At 67.5% G+C, this 23442-nt stretch carries 18 protein-coding genes and 1 pseudogene; 4 read left to right on the top strand and 15 right to left on the bottom strand.

Annotated elements, in window-relative coordinates; genetic code table 11:
* The first annotated feature begins 40 nt into the window (after positions 1-40).
* Positions 41-874 (top strand): alpha/beta hydrolase family protein, encoded by an 834-nt coding sequence (locus AZG88_RS50950; protein WP_231914323.1) that lies wholly within the window; start codon positions 41-43, stop codon positions 872-874.
* A gap of 11 nt (positions 875-885) precedes the next feature.
* Here the strand turns inward: AZG88_RS50950 and AZG88_RS36795 are convergent.
* Positions 886-2901, bottom strand: a pseudogene (locus tag AZG88_RS36795) (prolyl oligopeptidase family serine peptidase); the annotation flags it as partial.
* A gap of 124 nt (positions 2902-3025) precedes the next feature.
* On the opposite strand from AZG88_RS36795, the gene lpdA reads away from it, so the two are divergent.
* Both lpdA and AZG88_RS36785 read left to right on the top strand, forming a co-directional pair.
* Positions 3026-4426 (top strand): dihydrolipoyl dehydrogenase, encoded by a 1401-nt coding sequence (lpdA, locus tag AZG88_RS36790; protein ID WP_005251816.1) that lies wholly within the window; start codon positions 3026-3028, stop codon positions 4424-4426.
* Positions 4427-4538: 112 nt separating this feature from the next.
* The gene (locus AZG88_RS36785; RefSeq protein WP_025433160.1) at positions 4539-4985 is read left to right on the top strand and encodes a DUF5709 domain-containing protein; all 447 of its coding nucleotides are present in this window, start codon (positions 4539-4541) and stop codon (positions 4983-4985) included.
* On the opposite strand, the gene AZG88_RS36780 is transcribed toward AZG88_RS36785, so the two are convergent.
* Positions 4978-5388, bottom strand: a complete 411-nt coding sequence (locus tag AZG88_RS36780; protein ID WP_061700541.1) for a winged helix-turn-helix transcriptional regulator — start codon at positions 5386-5388, stop codon at positions 4978-4980. The genes AZG88_RS36785 and AZG88_RS36780 overlap by 8 nt on opposite strands.
* Before the next feature lie 123 nt (positions 5389-5511).
* On the opposite strand from AZG88_RS36780, the gene AZG88_RS36775 reads away from it, so the two are divergent.
* The gene (locus tag AZG88_RS36775; protein ID WP_005251824.1) at positions 5512-6360 is read left to right on the top strand and encodes an SDR family oxidoreductase; all 849 of its coding nucleotides are present in this window, start codon (positions 5512-5514) and stop codon (positions 6358-6360) included.
* Positions 6361-6381: 21 nt separating this feature from the next.
* Here AZG88_RS36775 and atzF read toward each other — a convergent pair whose 3' ends face one another.
* The 13 genes from atzF to fmdA all read right to left on the bottom strand — a co-directional run bounded on the left by atzF (position 6382) and on the right by fmdA (position 23430).
* The gene (gene atzF, locus AZG88_RS36770; RefSeq protein WP_061700540.1) at positions 6382-8127 is read right to left on the bottom strand and encodes an allophanate hydrolase; all 1746 of its coding nucleotides are present in this window, start codon (positions 8125-8127) and stop codon (positions 6382-6384) included.
* A complete protein-coding gene (uca, locus tag AZG88_RS36765) occupies positions 8127-11777 on the bottom strand; it encodes an urea carboxylase (RefSeq protein ID WP_061700539.1) in 3651 nt (1216 codons plus the stop codon). Before uca ends, atzF begins: the two co-directional genes overlap by 1 nt.
* 92 nt (positions 11778-11869) lie before the next feature.
* On the bottom strand, positions 11870-13309 hold the full coding sequence (locus tag AZG88_RS36760) for a short-chain fatty acid transporter (RefSeq protein WP_005251827.1): 1440 nt from the start codon (positions 13307-13309) through the stop codon (positions 11870-11872).
* Between the two features lie 33 nt (positions 13310-13342).
* Positions 13343-13876 carry a carboxymuconolactone decarboxylase family protein gene (locus tag AZG88_RS36755; RefSeq protein WP_005251828.1) on the bottom strand — a complete coding sequence of 178 codons (534 nt, stop codon included), beginning with the start codon at positions 13874-13876 and terminating at the stop codon, positions 13343-13345.
* The gene (locus tag AZG88_RS36750) at positions 13873-14709 is read right to left on the bottom strand and encodes an SDR family NAD(P)-dependent oxidoreductase (RefSeq protein WP_005251829.1); all 837 of its coding nucleotides are present in this window, start codon (positions 14707-14709) and stop codon (positions 13873-13875) included. The genes AZG88_RS36755 and AZG88_RS36750 overlap by 4 nt, the downstream gene beginning before the upstream one ends.
* 99 nt (positions 14710-14808) lie before the next feature.
* Entirely contained in the window at positions 14809-15507 is a 699-nt protein-coding gene (locus AZG88_RS36745) for a GntR family transcriptional regulator (RefSeq protein WP_005251830.1), read from the bottom strand.
* On the bottom strand, positions 15507-16220 hold the full coding sequence (gene urtE, locus AZG88_RS36740) for an urea ABC transporter ATP-binding subunit UrtE (protein ID WP_061041753.1): 714 nt from the start codon (positions 16218-16220) through the stop codon (positions 15507-15509). The genes AZG88_RS36745 and urtE overlap by 1 nt, the downstream gene beginning before the upstream one ends.
* Entirely contained in the window at positions 16207-17052 is an 846-nt protein-coding gene (gene urtD, locus AZG88_RS36735) for an urea ABC transporter ATP-binding protein UrtD (RefSeq protein WP_005251832.1), read from the bottom strand. The genes urtE and urtD overlap by 14 nt, the downstream gene beginning before the upstream one ends.
* A complete protein-coding gene (gene urtC, locus AZG88_RS36730; RefSeq protein ID WP_061700538.1) occupies positions 17049-18167 on the bottom strand; it encodes an urea ABC transporter permease subunit UrtC in 1119 nt (372 codons plus the stop codon). The genes urtD and urtC overlap by 4 nt, the downstream gene beginning before the upstream one ends.
* A complete protein-coding gene (urtB, locus tag AZG88_RS36725; RefSeq protein WP_005251836.1) occupies positions 18164-19048 on the bottom strand; it encodes an urea ABC transporter permease subunit UrtB in 885 nt (294 codons plus the stop codon). The genes urtC and urtB overlap by 4 nt, the downstream gene beginning before the upstream one ends.
* A 44-nt stretch (positions 19049-19092) precedes the next feature.
* The gene (gene urtA, locus AZG88_RS36720) at positions 19093-20346 is read right to left on the bottom strand and encodes an urea ABC transporter substrate-binding protein (RefSeq protein WP_005563339.1); all 1254 of its coding nucleotides are present in this window, start codon (positions 20344-20346) and stop codon (positions 19093-19095) included.
* 273 nt (positions 20347-20619) lie between these two features.
* A complete protein-coding gene (gene ramB, locus AZG88_RS36715) occupies positions 20620-22032 on the bottom strand; it encodes an acetate metabolism transcriptional regulator RamB (RefSeq protein WP_005251841.1) in 1413 nt (470 codons plus the stop codon).
* 138 nt (positions 22033-22170) lie between these two features.
* Positions 22171-23430 (bottom strand): formamidase, encoded by a 1260-nt coding sequence (fmdA, locus tag AZG88_RS36710; RefSeq protein ID WP_061041751.1) that lies wholly within the window; start codon positions 23428-23430, stop codon positions 22171-22173.
* Positions 23431-23442: the final 12 nt, after the last annotated feature.

Genomic DNA, 23442 nt, shown 5'->3' with positions numbered 1-23442 from the left:
ATCCCGGATATGCGGGGGTCGAGCCGTCTAGTCTGACGAAGTGGAGACAGTACCGATCCAGATGCCCGACGGAACCACCACTCCGGTTCGCCTGTTTCCCGGCCCGGACGAGGCCCCCGTCATCGTGGTGTTTCCCGGCCTGGGAATTCCCGCCGGCTACTACGAACCTTTCGCCGAGGAACTCGTGTCCCGGGGGTTCAACGCGGCAATCGGCGAGCTCCGCGGCCAGGGCGACAGTCGCCCCCGCCCGAGCAGCGCCAGCACGTACGGCTACCACGAACTGGTGGCCCTCGACTTTCCCGCGATCTTCGAAGTGGTGCGGGAGCGCTTTCCCGCCGCCACGCCCTTCCTGCTCGGACACAGCATGGGGGGTCAGCTCGGTGTGATGTACGCGGCCCGGATCCGCGGCCGGCTCGGCGGGATCGTGCTCGTCGCGTCCGGGTCGCCGTATCACCGGGGGTTCCCCGGCATCCATGCCCCGCGGATGCTGGTGGGCGCCGCGGCGATGTCGATGACGGCCAACCTTGCGGGGTTCTGGCCCGGCGACAAACTCGACATCGGAGGATTCGGGCGGCAGTCCAAGGCGCTGATCACCGATTGGTCGCGATTCGCCCGCACCGGCAGGATCGAACCCGACGGCGCCGACATCGACTACGAGGAACGCATCGCCCGGCTGAAACTGCCGGTGCTGTCGGTGACCGTCGAGGGTGACGATCTGGCGCCGGAATCCTCGGCGAGGAACCTCCTCGCGAAGCTCCCGAACGCCGATGTCACGCTGTGGCACCAGCCGCAGCCGCTGGGGCACAACGGGTGGATCCGCGACCCGGCCGGCACCGTCGACCGGATCGTCGAGTGGATCCACGACCACACCTGACCCGTGAGTACTTGTGTGAGCTGCTCCCACAGGAACGTGAACGTGAGCGCCGATTTGAATGCGGCCTGCGCGTTGTCCGCGGCCCCGCCGTGCCCGCCCTCGATGTTCTCGTAGTACCAGACGTCGTGGCCCTGCTCCTCGAGCAGTGCCGTCATCTTGCGGGCGTGGCCCGGGTGGACGCGATCGTCGCGGGTGGACGTGGTGACGAGGATCGGCGGGTAGTCCGCGGTCGCGTCGGTGTTCTGATACGGCGAGTACTCGCTGATGAACTTCCAGTCGTCCGGGTTGTCCGGATCGCCGTACTCGGCCATCCACGACGCCCCGGCGAGCAGCAGGTGGTACCGCTTCATGTCGAGGAGCGGCACCTGGCAGACGATCGCCCCGAACAGTTCCGGGTAGCGGGTGAGCATGACGCCCATGAGGAGTCCGCCGTTGCTGCCGCCCTGGATCCCGAGCTGCTTCGACGTCGTGATGCCCCGGTTCACGAGGTCGCGGGCGACCGCGGCGAAGTCCTCGAACGCCTTGTGGCGACCTTCCCGCACCGCCTGGGTGTGCCACGACGGGCCGTACTCGCCGCCGCCGCGGATGTTCGCCACCACGTACGCGCCGCCGCGCTCGAGCCACGCGAACCCGACCGAACCGCTGTACCCCGGGACCATCGAGTTCTCGAAGCCGCCGTATCCGTACAGCATGGTGGGGCAGGGGCCGGTGACGTCGTCGCGGCGCACCACGAAGTAGGGGATCTCGGTTCCGTCGTCGGACACCGCGAAGTGCTGCGCCACGGACATGCCGTCCGCGTCGAAGAACGACGGCGCCTGCTTGACGGGTTCGAGCGGTCCGCCGACCGTGCCGTACAGCAGCGTCGCCGGCGTCGTGAATCCGCTGGAGTTGACGAAGAAGCTGTCGCTGGTGCGGGGATCGGTGCTGATGATTCCGCTCGCCGTGAGTTCCGGTACGCCGTCGAGAGGCTTCTCCTCCCACCCGGTGTCGTTCGGCGTGAGCACCGACAGCTTGGTCTGCACGTCCGACAGTCGCACGAGAAGGAGGTGGTTCCGGGTCCACGTTCCCTGCTCGAGTGATGTGTGCTCGTCCGGGGTGAACAGTGGCGTCAGCTCGCGTGACCCGGCGAGGAAGTCGGCGTAGTTCGCGGCGAGCAGCGACCCGGCCGGGTAGACGGTGCCGTCCACGTCCCAGTCGGTGCGCGGACGGATGGTCAACCAGTCGCGGTACACGGACGAGCCCGCGTCGTCGGGGGTGTCGATCCGGATCTTCGAGCCGTCCGGGAGCAGCTGGTAGCGCTCGGAATTGTAGAAGTCCATGGACCGGCCGACGAAGTGCCGTTCGTATCCGGGGGTGTCGTCGTAGGAGGCGCCGACGGACACGTCGGTGGTCTCGCCCTCGAAGACGGTGACCGCCTCGGTGAGCGGGGTGCCGCGATGCCAGCGTTTCGCGATTCTCGGGTAGCCGGAGTCGGTCATCGACCCTTCGCCGAAGTCGGTCCCGACGTACACGGTGTCCGTGTCGATCCAGCTGATGCTGGTCTTCGCCTCGGGGACGTCGAATGCGTGGTCACCGCCGACGAATTCGCGCTTCTCGATGTCGAACTCACGCACCACGGACGCGTCGGCTCCACCACGAGAGAACGACAGCAGGGCGCGTGACTGCTCGGGTCGCAGCACGCTGGCCCCGGCCCACACCCAGTTCTCGCCCTCCCGTTCGGCGAGGGCGTCGACGTCGAGCAGGACGTCCCACTCGGGGTTCTCCGTGCGGTACTGCTCGAGCGTGGTGCGCCGCCAGATGCCGCGCTTGTGGTCGCCGTCGCGCCAGAAGTTGTACAGGTACTCGCCGCGCATGCCGGCGTAGGGGATCCGGTCGTCCGTGTCGAGCACGTCCAGGATCCGGCTCTCGAGCGCGGAGAACTCGGCGTTCTCGGTGTACTCGGCGAGCGTGCGGGCGTTGCGCTCGCGCACCCAGTCGAGTGACCGTTCCGCGGTGACATCTTCGAGCCAGAGGAAGGGATCCGTCATGGCGCCATTCTTGCAGGCGATGTCGTGCCTGGTCGCGGCGGCAAAGGTGTGACGGATGAGGCTACTCGCGGGTAATACGACCGCGTGGAGACAGCGTTTCCGGACGGGACTACCCTGAACAACCGTGACCTCACACTATGACGTCGTTGTCCTCGGAGCCGGTCCCGGTGGGTACGTCGCTGCTATCCGCGCGGCACAGCTGGGATTGAGCACCGCCATCATCGAGCAGAAGTACTGGGGCGGTGTGTGCCTGAACGTCGGCTGCATCCCCTCCAAGGCACTTCTCCGCAATGCCGAACTTGCGCATCTCTTCACAAAAGAGGCCAAGACGTTCGGCATCTCGGGAGAGGCGTCCTTCGATTTCGGCGCCGCCTACGACCGCAGCCGCAAGGTCGCGGACGGGCGTGTCAAGGGCGTTCACTTCTTGATGAAGAAGAACAAGATCACCGAGTACGACGGCAAGGGGTCGTTCACCGACGCCAACACCCTCTCGGTCGAGCTGTCCAAGGGCGGGACGGAGACGGTGACGTTCGACAACGCCATCATCGCCACCGGTTCCACCACCAAGCTGCTGCCGGGCACCTCGCTCAGCGAGAACGTGGTCACCTACGAGGAGCAGATCCTCACCCGCGATCTCCCGGAGTCGATCCTCATCGTCGGTGCCGGCGCGATCGGCATGGAGTTCGGGTACGTCCTGAAGAACTACGGAGTGGACGTCACGATCGTCGAGTTCCTCGACCGTGCGCTGCCCAACGAGGACGCGGACGTCTCCAAGGAGATCGAGAAGCAGTACAAGAAGCTCGGCGTCACGATCAAGACCGGTGCCGCCGTCCAGAGCATCGACGACGACGGCAGCAAGGTCACCGTCTCGATCAAGAACAACAAGTCCGGCGACATCGAGACCGTCGTGGTCGACAAGGTGATGCAGTCGGTCGGATTCGCGCCCCGCGTCGAGGGCTTCGGCCTCGAGAAGACCGGCGTGCAGCTCGATCGTGGTGCGATCGGCATCACCGACACGATGCAGACGTCGGTGCCGCACATCTACGCCATCGGTGACGTGACGATGAAGCTGCAGCTGGCGCACGTCGCCGAGGCGCAGGGCGTCGTGGCCGCCGAGACGATCGCCGGCGTCGAGACGCTGCCGATCGAGGACTACCGGATGATGCCGCGGGCCACGTTCTGCCAGCCGCAGGTCGCGAGCTTCGGTCTGACCGAGCAGCAGGCCAAGGACGAGGGGTACGACGTGAAGGTCGCGACGTTCCCGTTCACCGCCAACGGCAAGGCACACGGCCTCGGTGACCCGACCGGTTTCGTCAAGCTGATCGCCGACAAGAAGTACGGCGAACTGCTCGGCGGACACCTCATCGGCCCGGACGTCTCCGAGCTGCTGCCCGAGCTGACCCTCGCACAGAAGTGGGACCTCACCGTCAACGAGCTGGCCCGCAACGTGCACACGCACCCGACGCTCAGCGAAGCCCTGCAGGAGGCCATCCACGGTCTCGCCGGGCACATGATCAACTTCTGACCCGAACACCGAGAGGGCCCGCACAGTCTCTGTGCGGGCCCTTCGCGTTTCTGACCGAGTTGCTTCCGCGATCCGATGGCGAACTGCCCGCTGCGATGGCATCGTGGGGAAGATGACCATGCCGGACAGCACGCCAGAAGGATCCGAGGGCGAGTACAGCCTGGACGAAGAGGACCAGTTGCAGCCGGAGGACACGTTGGTCGACAGAGGTGTGGACGACGTTCTCGACGAGGGCTATTCGCCTCCGGAGAGGCCGCTCGGGCTCGACGCGTATGGGACGACGGCCGCCGAGCAGCGCGAGGGTGAGACCCTCGATCAGCGGCTCGCGGAGGAGGAGCCGGACCCGGCTCTGGAAGACGACAATGCGGAGATCCTCGACGACAACGAGGTCGGGCGGCTGCGGTCGGGCCGGCTCGTCGCAGAGGACGAGGGTGTGGGCGAGGACGAGGAGAAGGACCTCGTGGCGTCCGACATCGGCATCGACGGGGGAGCGGCGTCGGCCGAGGAGGCCGCGGTCCACATCGTCGACGAGGACACCGACTTCGACGAACTCAGCTGACGCCGCGAGCGGCGTCGTACTTCTCCTGCGCTGCCCGGACGTCGGGTACGCGCGCTTCGACAAGCTCGATCAGGCCGATGAGACGTGAACCGACCTCGGCGCCGAGCGGCGTGAGGCTGTATTCGACCTTCGGTGGAATGGCTTCGAGCACTTCGCGGACCACGAGGCCGTCTCGTTCGAGGGCCTGCAACGTCTGCGACAGCATGCGTTCGCTGACGCCGTCGACGCGTCGACGGAGTGCGCTGAACCGGTAGCTGCCCTCAGTCAGCGCCGCGAGCGCGAGCACACCCCAGCGGCCGGTGACGGTTTGCAGCGTTTCGCGCGACGCGCAGTCGCGTGCGAAGACGTCGGCTTCGAGGGTGCGGTCTTCACTTTCCTGTGCTGGGTGCGCGGGCTCGAACATACGTCCAGTCTACCCCACATGCGGGAAGTGCTTACGGGAACATTTGCACTTACTAAAAATTAGTGCATGATGGAAAGTGAGCTTGGATAGTCAACTCGCACCACTACGCGCTAGGAGTTCGTCATGACCATTGCCGTCACAGGAGCAACCGGACACCTCGGTCGACTCGTCGTCGAGGCACTGCTAGACAAGGGCGTACCCGCGGGCGACATCGTCGCCGTGGTCCGTACCCCCGCCAAGGCCGCAGATCTCGCCGACAGGGGCGTAGAGATCAGGCAGGCGGACTACAGCGATCGCGCCGCGCTCGAGACCGCCTTCGCCGGCGTCGACAAGCTGCTGCTCGTCTCCGGCAGCGAGGTCGGTCAGCGGGTTGCCCAGCACACCAACGTGATCGACGCCGCGAAGACCGCCGGCGTCGGCTTCGTCGCCTACACCAGCGTCCTCGACGCACAGAACAGCCCGATCGGACTGGCCGTGGAACACCGCGCCACGGAGGACCGCCTGACGCAGTCCGGAATCGACTTCGCGCTGCTCCGCAACGGCTGGTACTGGGAGAACTACCTCGGCAGCATTCCCGCTGCGGCGGAGACCGGTGCGCTGTTCGGCAGTGCCGGAACGGGTGTCGTCGCCGCGGCTGCCCGCAAGGACTACGCCGAGGCCGCCGCCACGGTCCTGCTCGCCGACGGGCAGGCAGGCAAGGTGTACGAGCTCGGTGGCGGCGAGCGCCTGACGTACAGCGAACTGGCGGAGGTCGTCTCCTCCGTCCTCGGAAAGCCGGTGTCGTACAAGGACCTTCCGCAGGCCGAGTACGCCGCGGTGCTCGAGGGCGCCGGCCTGCCCGCACCGATCGCGAGCATGCTCGCCGACTCCGATGCGGGAGTCGCAGTCGGCGCCCTCGACACCCAGAGCGGTGACCTGCAGCGGCTGATCGGCCGCAACTCGACCCCGGCCGCCACCGCCCTCGCCCCGTGAGTACTTGTTAACCGCCCGCGGTTAAGAAGTACTCACAGGCCGCGAAGCGGCAAGGTAGGCAACCCAACTGCCGAATTCGGTGATGTCGGTGGCTCCGTCGACCGCGTCGTGGGTGCAGCTGAAGCCGACCACGGCGCGGTCGTCGGACAATTCGACGCTCGTCAGCGCCATCGGGGCGGGCAGAGCGGACAGGAAGCTGCCCAGGCCTGCGGGTGACACCCGGAACAGTTCGCCGACGATCTCGGATCCCAGGCCGGGACCGCGGCGGACGAGGCCGGGTTTCGGCGGTGTCGTGGCAAGCGCGGTGAGCCGGTACGCGTCGGTGGTGGTGACGGTGTCGACGAATCGTGCGCCGATGTCCTCGAGCTGGAAATGCAGGGGCTGCCCGCGCAGGTGGGCTCCGAACACGGCCAGTTCGACACCGTCCTCGACGAGGGCGGGCGCGGGCACGCCGACGAGCCGGGCGGCGAGGTCCACGGCCACCTGGTCGGCGAACGCCGGCACCACGAACATGACACCGAACGGTGCGCCGGTGGCGGTCGGGGCGCCCGGGACCGCGACGGCCGCCATGTCGAGCAGGTTGCAGAAGTTCGTGTATGTGCCCATCCGCCGGTTGATGTCGATCGGATCGGCTTGCACGGCAGCGATGGTCGGGTGTTCGGTGGTGGTGGGCAGCAGGAGGCCGTCGAAGCCGGCCATCAGGTCCCGCGTCTGCGCCTTGACGCGGGTGAGCGTGTCGAGGTCGGCGGCGAACTCGTGGCCCGCCGGCTTCCTCGCCGACTCGACGATGGCCGTGACCACGGGATCGGCGCCCGCCGGTGCGGTGTCGAGGAACTTCCCGACAGCGGTGTACCGCTCGGCGACGACGGCGCCGTCGTACAGCAGGCGGGCGGCGTCGAGGAGCGGGGAGATGTCGACCGCCTCGACGGAGAAACCCCGGTCCGTCAACGACGCCACCGTGGCGACGAATGCCGCGCGGTACTCCGGTGTCAGCAGGACGAGATTCTCTTCCGCGGGAATCGCGACCCTCGGCTGCGCGGGCGCCGCCAGGCGGACATCGGACGGCCACGCGCGGCTCCGCGGGTCCGCGCTCACCGGGCCCGACATGATGCGGGCGGCGGTCACCGCCGTGTCGAGTTCGGTGGCGAAGACGGTGACGCAGTCGTAGTCGACGCAGGCGGGAACCACACCGTCTGCGGGGATGACGCCGAGCGTCGCCTTGATGCCGACGAGACCGTTGAACGCGGCCGGAACCCGGCCGGATCCGGCTGTGTCGGTGCCGATTCCGATGTCGGCGATGCCGAGGGCGACGGCGACGGCGGAACCCGAACTGGATCCGCCCGACACCCGTTCGGGATCCCACGAGCACCGGACGGCGCCGTACGGACTGCGTGTCCCGACAAGCCCGGTCGCGAACTGGTCGAGGTTCGTCTTCCCCAGCACGACGGCGCCCTGTTCGACCAGGCGGCGCACAGCGCTCGCGGTGACGTCGGGGAGGTAGGCGAACTCGGGGCATGCGGCCGACGTCGGCAGTCCCGCGACGTCGATGTTGTCCTTGACCGCCACGACCTTGCCGGCCAGGGGGAGGTGCTCGCCGGCGTCGAGACGGGCCTGCACGGCAACGGCATCCGCGTGCACGTCCTCGGCGGGCCGCAGGGTGATCCACACCTCCGGGCGGTCCACCTCGGCGATCCGCCGGAAGGCGTCCTCGACGCGGGCGGTGGGGGAGAGAGTGGTCTGTCCGCGGTTCACGGCATCGACAGTCATCAGTTTTCTGCTCCAATCACGACGAGAGGGGTGCCCGGTTCGACGATCGCGCCCGGTGACACGAGGACTTCGAGGACCGTTCCGGAGGACGGGAACGCGACCGGCATCTCGAGCTTCATCGCCTCGAGGACCACGGCGTTCTGGCCCGGTTCGATGCGTTGCCCGGCTTCGACTTCGACGCGCCACACGCTCCCGACCATGGGGGCCTCGACGACGACGGCTCCGGGTGGAAGTTCGCCCCGCGCGGGCGGTTCGGGGGTGGGTGCCTGTTCGACGCGGTCGAATTCGCCCGACGCATGCCACGCCGACTTCTCGGCCTCGAAAGCCGCGGACTGCCGGGAGTCGAACTCGGCGATGGATTCGGCGTTGTTCCGCAGGAACTTCAGGTGGTTGGCGAACGCGAACGTGCCGTCGGAGATCTCCGCGTCGAACCGCCCCGCGACCGCCTGCTCGCGGTATTCGCGCAGCTGCTCCGGGGTGACGGGTTCCCACACGATGCGGTCGAAGAACCGGAACATCCAGGGTGTGCCCTCGTCGAACGGGCGGTGCTGCCGGTACCCGGACCAGATCGGGACGGTGCGGCCGATCAGCTGATACCCGCCCGGCGACTCCATGCCGTAGACGCACAGGTACTTGCCGCCGATCCCGACGGCGTCGGACGGCGTCCAGGTGCGTGCCGGGTTGTATTTGGTGGTAACCAGACGGTGCCGCGGGTCGAGCGGCACGGCCAGGGGCGCGCCGAGGTAGACGTCGCCGAGCCCGAGGACCAGGTATTCGGCGTCGAACACGGCGTTCCGGACGTCGTCGACGCTGTCCAATCCGTTGATGCGCCGGATGAACTCGGTGTTCGACGGCAGCCACGGCGCGTCGGCGCGGACACCGCTGCGGTAGCGGTCGATGGCCTCCGCGATGGACGGGTCGTCGAACGACAGCGGCAACCGGACGGTGCGGCTAGGGACCACCAGATCGTGCGTCGCGGGCAGCAGTTCCTCGATGTCCTGGAGGATGTCCAGCAACCGGCCGGCCGGAAGTTCGTCGGCATCGAAGTGCAGGTGCAGGGAGCGCACCCCCGGAGTGATGTCGATGATGCCGGGAACGCGGCGTCGGACCAGCGCTTCCGACAGTGCGTGGACGCGCATGCGGAGCCCGAGGTCGAGTTCCCGGTCGCCGTATTCGACGAGGATGTTGTCGTCGCCACCGCGGAGGTACACGACCTCCGGTCGGTCCAGTACGGGCGCGATCCGGCGGAGGACCCCGCCGTCGGACACCGTCGACCGGGTGGCCGCGGGCGGAACATCCAGTCGTCGAGACGAATCCGACGCCCGCAGCGAGTGCGCGCCGTTGTCGGAGACCGGGAGGAAGCGTACCCGGTCACCGGGGCGGATCTGCCCGAGTTTCCACCGGTGGGCCTTGACCACGGTGAGGGGGCAGGCGAAGCCGCCGAGGCTCGGGCCGTCGGGTCCGAGCAGAATCGGGGTGTCGCCGGAGACGTTGAGGGCGCCGACGCTGTACGGGTTGTCGTGCAGGTTCGACGGATGCAGCCCGGCGTCGCCGCCGTCGGTCCGGGACCAGACCGGCTTGGGGCCGTCGAGCCGCAGTCCGGTGCGGTTGGCGTGCGTCTGGACCTTCCAGGTGGTGTCGTAGAACTGCGTCATGTCGGAGTCGGTGAAGTAGGTGGGAGCCGGCTGCGGTCCCTCGGTGACGGCGAGATGCCACTCGTGCGTGAACTCGGGACGCGAAGTCACGGGGACGAGTTGCGGCGCACCGAGTCCCGTGGTGTTCTCGAACAGCGAGTCGTCGAAGAGTCCCAGCACGTCACCGGTGGCGACGGCCTTGCCGGTGATGCCGCCGAACCCGCCCAGCGTGAACGTGGATGCGCTGCCGTGGTACAGCGGAGCATCGATGCCGCCGCGGAACGCGACGTACGTGCGCAGGCCCGTGTCCGCCGGGGTGCCGACGTCGAGTACGGACCCGGCCGGCGCTTCCACCGGTTCCCACAGGGCGATCGGTTCGCCGTCGAGCGTGACCGGGGCGTCGGCGCCGCCCACACAGATCACCGTGGCGTCCGAGAGCACGAGGCTCGGCCCCTGCAGGGTGCATTCGAGCCCCGGTGCGCCGACTGGATTGCCGACCGCGGTGTTGACCAACTGGAAGGACAGGTCGTCCATCGGTCCCGACGGCGGAATTCCGACCTCCCACAGTCCGATTCGGCCGGGATGGTCCTGCACGGTGGTCATCGTCCCGGCGCGGAGCACGTCGACCCGGCGGCCGGTGGGCCGCAGATCGGCCAGCGACTGTGTGGTGTGCTCGGCGCCGAGCACGGTGTCGGCGGCGCAGATCCGCCGCAGCTGGGGCAGGTTGGTCTGGACCCCGTAGATGTGTGTGTCTGCGAGCGCTTCCGCGAGGGCGGCGAACGCCGCTGTGCGTCGGTGTCCGCGGGTGATCACCTTCGCGAGCATCGGGTCGTAGTAGGCGCTCACCTCGGTGCCCGTGTCGACCCACGTCTCGACCCGCGTGTGGGCCGGGAACTCGACGCCGGTGAGTCGTCCGGCGCTGGGACGGTAGTCGTGGCCGGGGTCCTCGGCGTAGATGCGGGCCTCGACGGCGGTTCCCCTGATCTCGGGTCCGGAGTCGGGCAGCCCGTCGAGCATGGAACTGTCACCGCGGGCGAGCCGCAGCATCCACTCGACGAGGTCGATTCCCGTGACCTCCTCGGTCACCGGGTGCTCGACCTGCAGCCGGGTGTTCATCTCGAGAAACGACGCCTCACCGCGGTCCACGTCGTAGACGAACTCGACGGTCCCGGCCGACCGGTAGTTCACCGAGGACGCAAGGCTGCGCGACGAGTTCAGGAGCCTGTCGACCAGTTCGTCGGAGAGCCCGGGCGCCGGGGCTTCCTCGACCACTTTCTGGTTGCGGCGCTGCAGTGAGCAGTCGCGGGTGCCGAGGCTGAGCGTGCGGCCGAGACCGTCGCCGAACACCTGCACCTCGATGTGCCGGGCGCGGGCGACGAACCGTTCCAGGAACACCCCGGACGAGGAGAAGTTGGCCTGGGCGAGGCGCTGCACGCGGTCGTAGGCGTCGCGGAGTTCCGCGGCGTCGAAGCACGCCTGCATGCCGATGCCGCCGCCACCACCGACCGCCTTGATCATCACCGGATAGCCGATGTCGGAGGCCGCGGACAGGGCGTCGTCGACGGAGTCGAGGAGCCCGCTACCCGCGACGAGCGGGACGCCGACGGCGCGGGCGGCCTCGCGTGCCGTGTGCTTGTTCCCGAACGTGCGGAGCTGTTCGGGGGTGGGGCCGACGAACGCGATCCCGGCGGATTCCACCGCCGCGGCGAACGCGTCGTTCTCCGACAGGAAGCCGTAGCCGGGATGAATCGCGCCCGCGCCCGTCGCCAGGGCGGCCTCCACGACGGCGTCGGCCCGCAGATACGACTCGTGGGCGGGAGCCGGACCCAGGCGGACGGCGACGTCGGCCATCTCGACGTGCGCGGCAGCCGAATCGGCGTCCGAGTGGACCGCAACCGTCTTCAGTCCGAGGAGGTGTGCCGATCGCATGATGCGGCAGGCGATTTCGCCCCGGTTCGCGACGAGCAGAGTGTCGAAGGAGTACTCGATCGGCGGCGTATTCATCCCTGTGGACATGGTTGTATACGCTAAGGAGGGGGTGTTTCACCGAGATTTCTCGAGGTAAAGCGTGGGTTAGTAAGACCTCTCACGGCCTGCGCGAATCGGGATCACGGTGAGGACGGCTGTACCGGGGGCACGAACTCGAACGTCGTTCCGAGCAGCCACACCAGGAGCAGGACCACCGGCAGGTGGAACATGAACTGCAGGAACGTGAATCCCACCAGATCGCGCGCCTTGAGCCCCAGCACTGCGAGCAGGGGCAGCATGAAGAACGGGTTGATCAGGTTCGGCAGGGCCTCGGCGACGTTGTACACCTGGACCGTCCAGCCCAGGTTCATCCCGACATCGGTGGCCGACTGCATGACGTAAGGCGCCTCGACCAGCCATTTTCCGCCTCCGGACGGCACGAAGAGGCCCAGCACGACCGTGTAGAGGGCGATGACGACGGTGAAGCCGCCGCCGCTGCCGATGTTCGTGAAGAACTCGGCCAGGTGCTCCGAGATGGTGAGGCCGTTTCTGCCCTCGGCCTTCGTGAGGATCGCGGCCATCGCGGCGTACAGCGGGAACTGGACCAGGATGCCGGCCGTCGCCGGGACGGCCAGCGCGACGGCTTGCAGGAACTTGCGCGGCGTCCCGTGCAGCACCAGCCCTAGCATGAGGAAGACCAGCAGATAGGCGTTCAGGCTACTGACGACGGTGAGCACGGGTTTGGTCACCAGCTGGGAGATCAGCCACCCCAGCGTCATCAGACCGGCCAGCGCCGGCAGGATCCGGCTGTATTCGAGCCACTCTCCCGGTCGCGTTCGGGGAGCCACCTCCTTCGGCCGGTCGTCGAGGTCGACGTCCAGATCCTGGGCGGTGGTGACGGCCGCGCCCCTCGGTGCGGAGAAGTGGGCGATCACCACGGTCAGGGCGATGATGATCACGCACATCAGCAGCGACTGCCAGGTGAAGATCGTGGTCCCGAAGTCGAGGACGCCGGTGATCTCCAGCAGCGCCGGAGGTAGGGATGCGGCGGTGGCCTGCAGTTGCGCGGCGGACGAGGACATGCCGAGCGCCCACACGGCGCCCAGACCCATGAAGGCCGCAGCGCCGAGCGCACGGTAATCCACTCGCAGGTCGGATCGGCGGGCGATCGCCCGGGCGAGCAGCCCGCCGAACACCAGACTGAGCCCCCAGTTCAGGAAGGAGACCGACATGGACAGGAATGCGACGAAACTGACTGCGGTGCGCGCCGACTGAGGCACCAGGGCCAGGCGATCGATCAGCCGGGCGACCGGCGGGGACGTGGCGACGACGTATCCGGTCAGCACCACCATGGCCATCTGCAGGGTGAACGCCGTCAGATCCCAGAAACCGTCACCGAACGCGTCCACGACCGTCTGCGGAGACGAACCGTTGGCCAGTGCGGCCACCGAGACGACGAAGACGCCGACGAGCGCGAAGACGTAGGCGTCCGGAAACCATTTCTCCGTCCAGCCGGCCAGCGACTGCGCGACCCGCGCCAGTCCCTTCTCGGAACGGACCTCGTCGGTAGCGGATGTCATGCGGCCGTTCCTCTTCTCTACGCGATGCGGAACCTACGAATAGTCGCGTTCGATCCTCAGAGTCCCGATGGTGGTGGCCAGGGCGTCGTACTGGGTCACCAGAAAGCAGAATTCGATCATCCTGCGGTCGTCGAAGTGGGTGCTCAGCGCCGACCACGTGGCATCGTCCAGGTTGTCGGTGGCGACGAGTTGGTCGACGGCGGTGAGGATGGCACGGCGGCGCGCGTCCCAGCCCTCCGCGGCGGGACCTTCCAGCACCTGGTCGAGGAGCGCCGGGGTGACGCCCGCCCGGCGTCCGAGGCGCACGTGGTGGTCCATCTCGTAGCCGCACTGCCGCAGGTGTGCCACCCGAAGGATGATCAGTTCGGTCTCGTACCGGGAGATCTGCCCGCCCGGCATGAGCTTGCCGGAGTACTGCAGCCACGCACGGAAGAGGCCCCCCGTGCGGCCCACCGTGCTGAACAGATGTGCGTCCGGCACACCGGCGACACGGGAGATGATTCGCCACAGCACCCAGTTGACGGGGCCGAGTTCCTTCAGGCGTCCGGGTGGAATGCGTGCGGTCACGCCGCCCCCTCTCCTTCTACTCGTCCCCTTGCGGGAACGGCTGCGTGCGCGCGTAGTTCGATCGAACGGGTCATCTCCGTGGCCCGAAGTGCGAGCATACGCACAGAATCCGTCCCGGGTACCCGGGACGGCGCGTATATCCGATTCTTCCGCCCCGCGATTCCCCGTTCGAGTGCGTCGACCGCCACCGTGATCGAGGAGGTCCGGGTCAGTGCACTGCCGCGGGGTGGGGGAACCGCGAGGCCGTCGAAGTCGATCAGGGTCCGGTCCGTGTCGATCTCGCCGAGCCGGGCGATACCGACCCGGGTCCCCAGCGGTTTCATCTCTTCCCGCAGGGCCCCGCCGAGTTCCTCGGCTCCGCCTCTCGTGGCGCCGTGCACGCCGCGCAGGGGGCTGAACGTCGTCGACGACGCCACGACGAGTGCGTACCCGTTGCGGTGGCCGATGTACGGTCCCGCGGCCCGCAGCGTGTGATACGTCCCCATCACGTTCACCTCGATGGCATACCGCATCACATCCGGATCGCCTTCGACGATGTGCGCCGGGGGCGTCACGCCCGCGTTGGCGACGACGACGTCGAGGCCGCCGAGCCGGTCGGCGAGGTAGTCGAACGAGTCCTCGACGGCTCGCCGGTCGCGGATGTCGCATCGACGCCACGGCGCCCGGCCGCACGTGGTGGCCGTCTGTTCGAGGAGTTCGGGTTCGAGGCCGAGCAGCCCGACACGGGCGCCCCGCTCGTGAAGTCGTCTGGCGAGTCCGGCGCCGATACCCCGGGCTGCCCCGGTGATCAGGACGCGGCGTCCGACCAGATTCTCTTCGAGAGTGCGTGACATGAAGCGAGTTCCCAACCTGTGTTACCGAGCGGTAGCAAGACGCTAGCACCCGCTCGGTTCGTTGGTGGGAAAAATGTCCAACCGAGTTGGACAACTGTCTCAATCCCGGATCGCCCAGGCCATCCGTGCGAGGGAAAGTGCCTGTTCAGCGCGCTCGATGACCACTTCACGCGACTCGCTGATATGCGCGAGCAGCGTGTCGTACGCGGTATCCAGCTTGCCGTCGAGGGCGAACTCGGCCACCGAGATGTGCTCGTCGATGGTGGCGCTCATGCGGTCGGGGGTGAGGTAGTCGAACATCCGGACCGGCCGCACCTTGGCGTTCACGTTGACGAGCGCATCGGACAGCGCCCGGTTGCCGGCCGACCGCAGCAGAACGGTGTGGAACTGCTCGTCGAGCGCCACGAACCCGGCGTCCGGCTCGGGGTTCTCCTTCCGCAACGCGTACCACCGGTCGAGCTCGGGTCCCAGGACGTCCGGGTCGTGCGACAGCGACTCGTCGGCGCGCACCCGGGCGATCCCCTGGAGTTCGAGCGTGATGCGCAGTTCGTACAGTCCGGCCAGCTCGTCGATGCGGGGGCGGTACGGAAACAACCCGCCCACGTCGCGCTGGACGAGTCCGTCGGCGAGGAGCCGGGCCAGGGCCTCCCGCACCGGCGTCCGGGACACCCCGTAGGTGTCGGCGAGACGCTCCTCGCCGAGACGCTGTCCCGGTGGGATCCGGCCGCTCATCAGGTCGGTGCGCAGCGACAGATACACGTGATCGCTGAGGGAGCCGGCCGGTTCTCGGCGTGCCATCAGATGGCCATCGCCGCGCGGACGTCGGAGACCGCGGTACGGACGTCGGAATCGGGTGCGGCGCCACCGGCGCCGGAGGACGTGACCCGCCCCGACTCGAGGACGTAGTAGCTCTCGGCGGATTCGAGCGCGAACCCGATGTGCTGTTCCACCAACAGGACTCCGAGTCCGCCGCGGCGGGTGAGTTCCACGATGGTGCGCTCGATCTCGGCCACGACGGACGGCTGAATGCCCTCCGTCGGTTCGTCGAGGATCAGCATCTTCGGTTCCGTGATCAGGGCCCGCGCGATGGCGAGTTGCTGACGCTGCCCGCCGGACAGGAGACCGGCACGCCGGTCGAGCAGGCCGCGCAAAGCCGGGAACAGATCCAGCACCTCGCCGACGAGTTCCTTTCCGCGCTTGCGGCCGTCGGCCACCACCTGAAGATTCTCCGCGGTGGTCAGCTGACCGAACGACTGCTGGCCCTGCGGCACGTAGGCGAGGCCGCGCGCCACTCGGGCGCTCGGCCGCAGCGCCGTGACGTCCTCGCCGTCGAACACCACCCGCCCGGAGTCGACCTTGATCAGTCCGACCGCGGCCCGGAGAAGCGTGGTCTTGCCCGCGCCGTTGTGTCCCATCACCGCGGCCACACCGTCCGACGGGACCGTCAGCGAGACTCCGTGGATCACTTCGGTTCGGCCGTACCCGGCCCGGATGTCGTCAAGCTCGAGCATCGCTGTCCTCCTTCGAAACCTCGGGCTGCAACTCGGGGGCGGCGCCGGCCGCGGCGGTCCCGAGGTACACCTCCTGCACACGTGGGTCGGCCTGCACCTGCTCCACGGTTCCCTCGCTCAGCACCGTCCCGGCGTGGAGCACGGTCACCGACGTCGCGAACGCGCGCATGAAGTCCATGTCGTGCTCGACCACCACGACGGTCCGCTCACCGCCGATGCGGCGCAGCAGGTTTCCCGTCTCGTCGCGTTCCTCGTGGCTCATGCCGGCCACCGGCTCGTCGAGCAGCAGGACGGAGCAGTTCTGCACCAGCAGCATCCCGATCTCGAGCCACTGCTTCTGCCCGTGCGCGAGGATTCCCGCCGGGGTGTCGCGGAGCTTGCCGAGACCCGTGACGTCGAGTGCCTCCTCGATGGCGGGGAGCACCGTCTTGCGTCGGCGCAGCAGTGTGAGTGCCGAACGGCCGGCGCCCGCCGCGATGTCGAGGTTCTGGAGAACCGTCAACTCCTCGAACACGCTCGCGGTCTGGAACGTGCGGCCCACGCCGAGGCGGGCGATGCGGTGCACCTTCTTGCCGATCAACTCCACACCGGATTTCGTCACCGAACCCGTCGCGGGGACGAGCCCGGTGATGGCGTCGACGAGAGTGGTCTTGCCGGCGCCGTTGGGGCCGATGAGGAACCGCAGGTCGCCCTGCATGAGGGTGAGGTCGACGCCGTCGACCGCCTTGAACCCGTCGAAGCTGACCCGAAGGTCCCGCACCTCGAGGTACTCGCTGGACATTCCGGCGTTGCCGCCGAGCACGGGTTCCTTGGCCGTGGCAGGAATCGTCATCGCGCCATCTCCATTCGTTCCGTCGCCTCGGTCTCGTCCTCCGGCCCAGGCGGTGCCGGCTGCTCGGACGACGCCTTCTTCTTCCGCTTCAGCAGCGCGAACAGCCCCGCGACACCGGCCGGGAAGAATCCGACGACCACGATGAACAGCAGGCCCTGCGCGTAGATCCAGCCGGACGGGAACGACTCCGAGAACGCGCTCTGCGCCCACGCCACCCCGATGGCGCCGAGTACGGGACCGAGGAGCGTGGAGCGTCCGCCGATGGCCACCCCGATCAGGAACGCGATCGACGGGACGATCCCGACGTCGGCGGGGGAGATGATGCCGACGATCGGCACGAACAGCGCGCCCGCGACGCCCGCGAAGAATGCGGCCGTCACGTAGGCGACGAGTTTGATGTTCGCCGGGTCGTACCCGAGGAAGCGGACCCGCTCCTCCTGATCCCGGACCGCGACGAGCAGTTCGCCGTAACGGCTGTTCATCAACTGCCGGGTGACGGCGACGACGGCCAGCAGCACGCCGGCGGCGATGAAGAACAGCATCTGCTTGTTGGCCGGATCATTCAGGTTGAAACCGAAGAACGTGCGGAACCGGTTGAGGCCGTTGCTTCCTCCGGTGCTCTGCTGACCCACCAGCAGGATGGCGAACGCGGCGGCGAGCGCCTGGCTGAGGATCGCGAAGTAGGCGCCCTTGACGCGGCGCTTGAACACGCCGAGCCCGAGGACGAACGCCACCATGGCCGGGATCAGCAGGATTCCCAGGATCGTCACGATCGGCGACGTGAACGGCACCCAGTAGCCCGGCAGTTCCCGGATTCCCGCGATCTGCATGAAGTCGGGCACGGTGTCGCCGCGGAGTTCGGCGTCGGCGATCTTCAGGTGCATCGCCATCATGTAGGCGCCCAATCCGAAGAACACACCCTGGCCGAGGGTGAGCATGCCGCCGCGGCCCCACGCCAGACCGATACCGACCGCGACGATCGCGAAGCACAGGAACTTGCCGAGCAGACTCAGCCGGAAGTCGCTGAGAACCGCAGGGGCGACGACGAACAGAAGCAGTGCGGCCAGCGCGAATCCCGCCCACGCGCGGTAGCGGCCACTCGTCAGGATGCTCATACGAGACTCCTCGTCTTGACGGCGAACAGGCCCTGCGGTCGAACCTGGAGGAACACCACGATGACCACGAACACGATGACCTTGGCGATCGACGCCGTGGTCGAGTACTCGACGAACGAATTGAGGATGCCGAGGGCGAACGCGGCGATCACCGCGCCCTTCATCTGACCCAGGCCGCCGACCACGACCACCAGGAAGGCGTCGATGAGGTAGCTCTGCCCGATGGTCGGGCTCGTCGAGCCGATCAGGGTGAGCGCCACACCCGCGACACCCGCCAGACCGGAACCGATGAAGAACGTCGTCACATCGGTTCGGCGACTGGAGATCCCGCTCGTCTCCGCGAGGTCTCGGTTCTGCACCACGGCGCGGATGCGGCGTCCCATCGGGGACTTCTGCATCGCCAGCGACAGTGCGACCACTGCCACGACGGCCAGCACCAGGATGAACAGGCGCGTCTTCGGCACCACCGCGCCCAGGATCTCCACACCGCCGGAGAGCCATTCCGGTGCGGCGACGTTGACGGCGGGTGCACCGAAGACGTCCCGTGCCAGCTGCTGCAGGATCAGTCCCACCCCGAACGTCACCAGCAGCGTGTCCAGCGGCCGGTGGTACATCCGCTTGACGAGGGTGACCTCGAGGAGGACGCCCATCGCGCCACCGACCACGAAGCCGACGAGCAGAGAGATGAACAGAGAACCGGTGGCGCTCGACACCACCTGCTGCACCACGTACGCCGTGTACGAGCCGGCCATGATGAATTCGCCGTGGGCCATGTTGATGACGCCCATCTGGCCGAACGTCAACGACAGCCCCAACGCCGCCAGCAACAGGATCGATCCGATACTCAACCCGGTGAACAGCTGTCCGATCACTACATCCATCGATGTATGTCCTCTCTCTTCCCTCGTGCTCGTCGGACCGTGTTCTAGCTACCCAGCGACTCGGCCCACGGGTAGGACTTCAGGTACGGGTCCGGCTGAATCGGGGTGCCCGAATCCCAGACCGTGTAGATCAGGCCGTCGTTCCGGATCTCACCGATGCGCGCGGTCTTGGTGATGTGGTGGTTGGACCCGTCGATCGTGACCAGTCCCTCCGGCGCGGCGAACGTGACGCCGTCCGCGTTGTCCTGGATGTCCTTGGTGGCGAAGGAGTTCGCCTTCTCGACGGTGTTCTTCCACAGGTACACGGACGTGTAGGCGGCCTCCATCGGGTCGGACGTCGGCTTGTTCGCGCCGTACCGGGCCTTGTACGCGTCGACGAACTTCTTGTTCTCCGGCGTGTCGATGGTCTGGTAGTAGTTCCAGGCGGTCAGCTGGCCCTCGATGTTCTGGACGCCGATACCGCCGACCTCCTCCTCGGCGATCGACACGGACACGACGGGCATGTCGGCGGGCTTGAGGCCGACGTTCGCGTACTCGCGGAAGAATGCGACGTTGGAATCGCCGTTGAGGGTGTTGAAGACGGCGTCCGCATCGGCGGAGCGGACCTTGTTGACGATGGTCGAGAAGTCGGTGGAGCCGAGCGGTGTGTAGTCCTCGCCCTTGATCTCGATGCCGTTGGCCTCCGCGTACGCCTTGATGATGCGGTTCGCGGTCTGCGGGAACACGTAGTCGCTGCCCACCAGGTACAGCGACTTGACGCCCTTCTCCTTCAGGTAGTCGAGGGCGGGCACGATCTGCTGATTGGTGGTGGCGCCGGTGTAGAAGATGTTCTTCGAATCCTCGAGCCCCTCGTACTGCACGGGGTAGTAGAGCAGCGAGTTGTTGTCCTCGAACACCGGCAGCATCGCCTTGCGGCTCGACGACGTCCAACCGCCGAACACGGCTGCGACGCAGTCACTGCTGATCAGCTTCTCCGCCTTCTCGGCGAAGACGGTGGGCTCCGAGGCCCCGTCCTCCGCGACGATCTGGATCTTCTTGCCGAGCACGCCGCCCGAGTTGTTGATCTCGTCGACCGCGAGCGCGATCGAATCCCGGACGGTCACCTCGCTGATGGCCATCGTGCCGGACAGCGAGTTCAGTGACCCGACCTTGATCGTGTCCCCGGAGGTGTCCACACAGGACGCCGCGGTGGACTCGCCGGCCGTGTCGGACGCCTTGCTGCCACAACCGGTCAGCACGAGCCCGATGGCGGCGAGCGCGGTCGGTGCAGCGAGGGCGCGCTTGGAGAAGGTGCGCATGTACGGGCCTTTCCGTCGGAGGACTTGGGGACCTCCGCAACCCGGGACATGTATGCGCCCCGCGTATACAGAGGTGTATTCGTGGGGCGAACATTAAGCGGCCGTTGTTGCGTCTGAATGTCTGTCGGTGACGTGTTCGTGACGCGAATTACGGTTACGTGAACAAGCGCTCACAGTGCCCCCTGCGTGGCCGGATGCTGCTGCCGCTGCGGCCAATGTCACACCGGTTCAGTCGGATTGAACCGATGTGACATCGGACGACCCAGCGAGGGGTCAGCGGATCAGGTACGGGGAGACCGAACTCTGATGCTCGCTGATGTCGAGTTGCTTGCCGAGCGGCGGGAACGCGCGCTGCGGGCAGTTGACGCGCTCGCACACCCGGCAGCCGGCGCCGATGGGGGTGCCCGGGTTGGAATCGTCGAGGTCGAGACCGTCGCCGTAGACGAGGCGGTGGGCGTGCCGGATCTCGCAGCCGAGCCCGATCGCGAAGATCTTGGCGGGCTGACCGTAGCGCTGGGCGCGACGTTCGACGGTGCGGGCGATCCACAGGTACCGGCGGCCGTCCGGCATCTGCGCGATCTGGTTCATGATCTTGCCGGGGTACGCGAACGTCTCGTACACGTTCCACAGCGGGCACGTGCCCCCGCTGGTGGAGAAGTGGAACCCGGTGGCGGACTGCCGCTTCGACATGTTCCCGGCCCGGTCGACGCGCACGAACATGAATGGCACACCGCGCAGCTTCGGACGCTGCAGCGTCGAGAGACGGTGACAGATCGTCTCGTAGCTCACCGAGTAGAACGCGGAGAGCCGCTCGATGTCGTACCGGAAGTCCTCGGCCACGTCGTGGAACTGGCCGTAGGGGAGCACCGTGGCCGCAGCGAAGTAGTTGGCCAGCCCGAGCCGGGCGAGCGCAACGGACTCGTCGCTCGTGAAGCCGCCCTCCGCCACCAGCTTGTCGAGCAGGTCGCCGTATTCGAGGAACGCAAGCTCGGTCGCGAACTTGAACACCTGCTGGCCGCCCGACAAATGCGGCGAGATCTCCAGCAGCCGGGATTCGGGGTCGTACCGGTGCAGGACGTTCTCGCCCAGGTCGATGCGCCTGACGATCTGCACGTCGTGGACGGTCTGCAACCTGCGGGCGATCTCACCGCCGACATCGCCGCGGTGGAATCGCATGCGCGCGGTCAGTTCCTCCGCCGCCGTGTCCAGTTCGTGCAGATAGTTCTGCCGCTGATAGAAGTAATCGCGGACCTCTTCGTGCGGCATCGTGATCGAGCCGCTGCCGCTGCCGTCGCTGTAGCGGTCCTCCGTGGCGAGAGCCAGCTGCGCGGTGGTGTTGCGGAAGCGGCGGTGCATGTTGACCATCGCCTTCGCCAGGCCCGGATGCGACGCCACCATCTCCGCGATCTCCTGGGCGTCCGCGTCGATGCCCATCTCCTGGTCCAGCGCCACCTCGCGCATCTCCGCGATCAGGCGCGTGTCGTCCTGGGAGGAGAAGAACGTGGTGTCGACGCCGAACACCTCGCTGATCCGCAGCAGCACCGGCACCGTCAGCGGCCGGACGTCGTGCTCGATCTGATTGAGGTAGCTGGCGGAAATCTCCAGCGTCTTCGCCAGCGCCGCCTGGCTCAGTCCACGCTCGGTTCGGAGCTGACGCAACCGGGTGCCGACGAAGGTCTTGGACATACGGCAATGGTACCGGCGCAGGTCAGATGTGCGAACGGAACCTTCGCAAGATTTACTCGCGCGGGTCGGGACGCGGTGACGCGGGGCGAACGTACCTCTGGGCGCACTGGAGGCGCTGAAAGGTACATTCGCCCGCGCTCAGGCCTTGTTCTCCGAGCGCGGCGCGCCTATGCCCGGGTCGATCTGGAACGGTCCCGACGCGGACGGTGCGACGGGGAAGTCGAACATCGCCGTCGGCAGGTACACCGTCGAGCAGGAGTTCGGGATGTCCACGACACCGGACAGCCTGCCCTCGATCGGTGCGGCGCCGAGCAAGAGGTAGGCCTGCTCGGGGCTGTACCCGAACTTGGTGAGGTAGTCGATCGCGTGGAGACACGCCCGCTGGTAGGACAGGTGCGAGTCGAGGTACTTCTGTTCCCCGTCGAGGGTGACGGACGTTCCGGAGAACGCGAGCCACTCCGAATACTGCGGGTCCGTGTTACCGGGCATGAAGATCGCGTTCTCGGACACGCCGTACGTGTCCATGCCGCGCTTGATGATGTCGACGCGCAGGTCGATGAAGCCGCCCATCTCGATGGCGCCGCAGAACGTGATCTCGCCGTCGCCCTGGGAGAAGTGCAGATCGCCGACGGACAGGTTCGCGCCGTCGACGAATACGGGGTAGAAGACGCGGCTGCCCTTGGTGAGGTTCTTGATGTCCTGGTTGCCGCCGTTTTCGCGTGGGGGTGCGGTGCGGGCGGCCTCGCCGGCGACGCGGTCGAAGTCGGCGCCCGACAGGGACCCCAGGACGGCGTCCTGCGGTTCGGGCGGCAGGGCGAGTGGGGGAACCCGGCCCGGGTCGGTGGCGATGAGCGCGCCCTCCCTCGCGTTCCACTTCGACAGGAGGGCGGCCGACGGCGCTGTGCCCATCAGTCCGGGGTGGACGATGCCGGTGAACGAGACGTGCGGGACGTGCCGCGACGTGGCGGTCTGCCCGGAGAAGTCCCAGACGGCCTTGTAGGCGTCGGGGAACTGCTCGGTGAGGAATCCGCCGCCGTTGTGGCGGGAGAAGATCCCCGTGTACCCCCAGCCCTGTCCGGCCAGCGGGCCGGAATCCTCCTGTGGGATGGGTCCGACGTCCAGGATGTCGACGATCAGCAGGTCGCCGGGTTTCGCGCCCTCCACGGCGAAGGGGCCGGACAGTGTGTGGACCGTGGTGAGGGGCGCGTTCAGGATGTCGTCGGCGGAGTCGTCGTTGTGGATGGCGCCGTCGAACCATTCACGGCAGTGCACGCGGAAGGAGTCGCCCGGTTTCACCGTGACCGCGGCCGGGATGTCGGGGTGCCAGCGGTTGTGGCCGACGATCGCCTGATCGGTGAACTTCTTCGAGGAATCGAGCGGAAACAGCAGTTCGGGCATGTGCGCTCCTTC

It is taken from the genome of Rhodococcus sp. LB1 (assembly GCF_001583455.1).
GTDB classification, from domain to species: Bacteria; Actinomycetota; Actinomycetes; order Mycobacteriales; family Mycobacteriaceae; genus Rhodococcus_F; species Rhodococcus_F opacus.
Note: the sequence above shows the minus strand (reverse complement) of the source record. Positions and strands in the feature narration are given on the sequence as shown.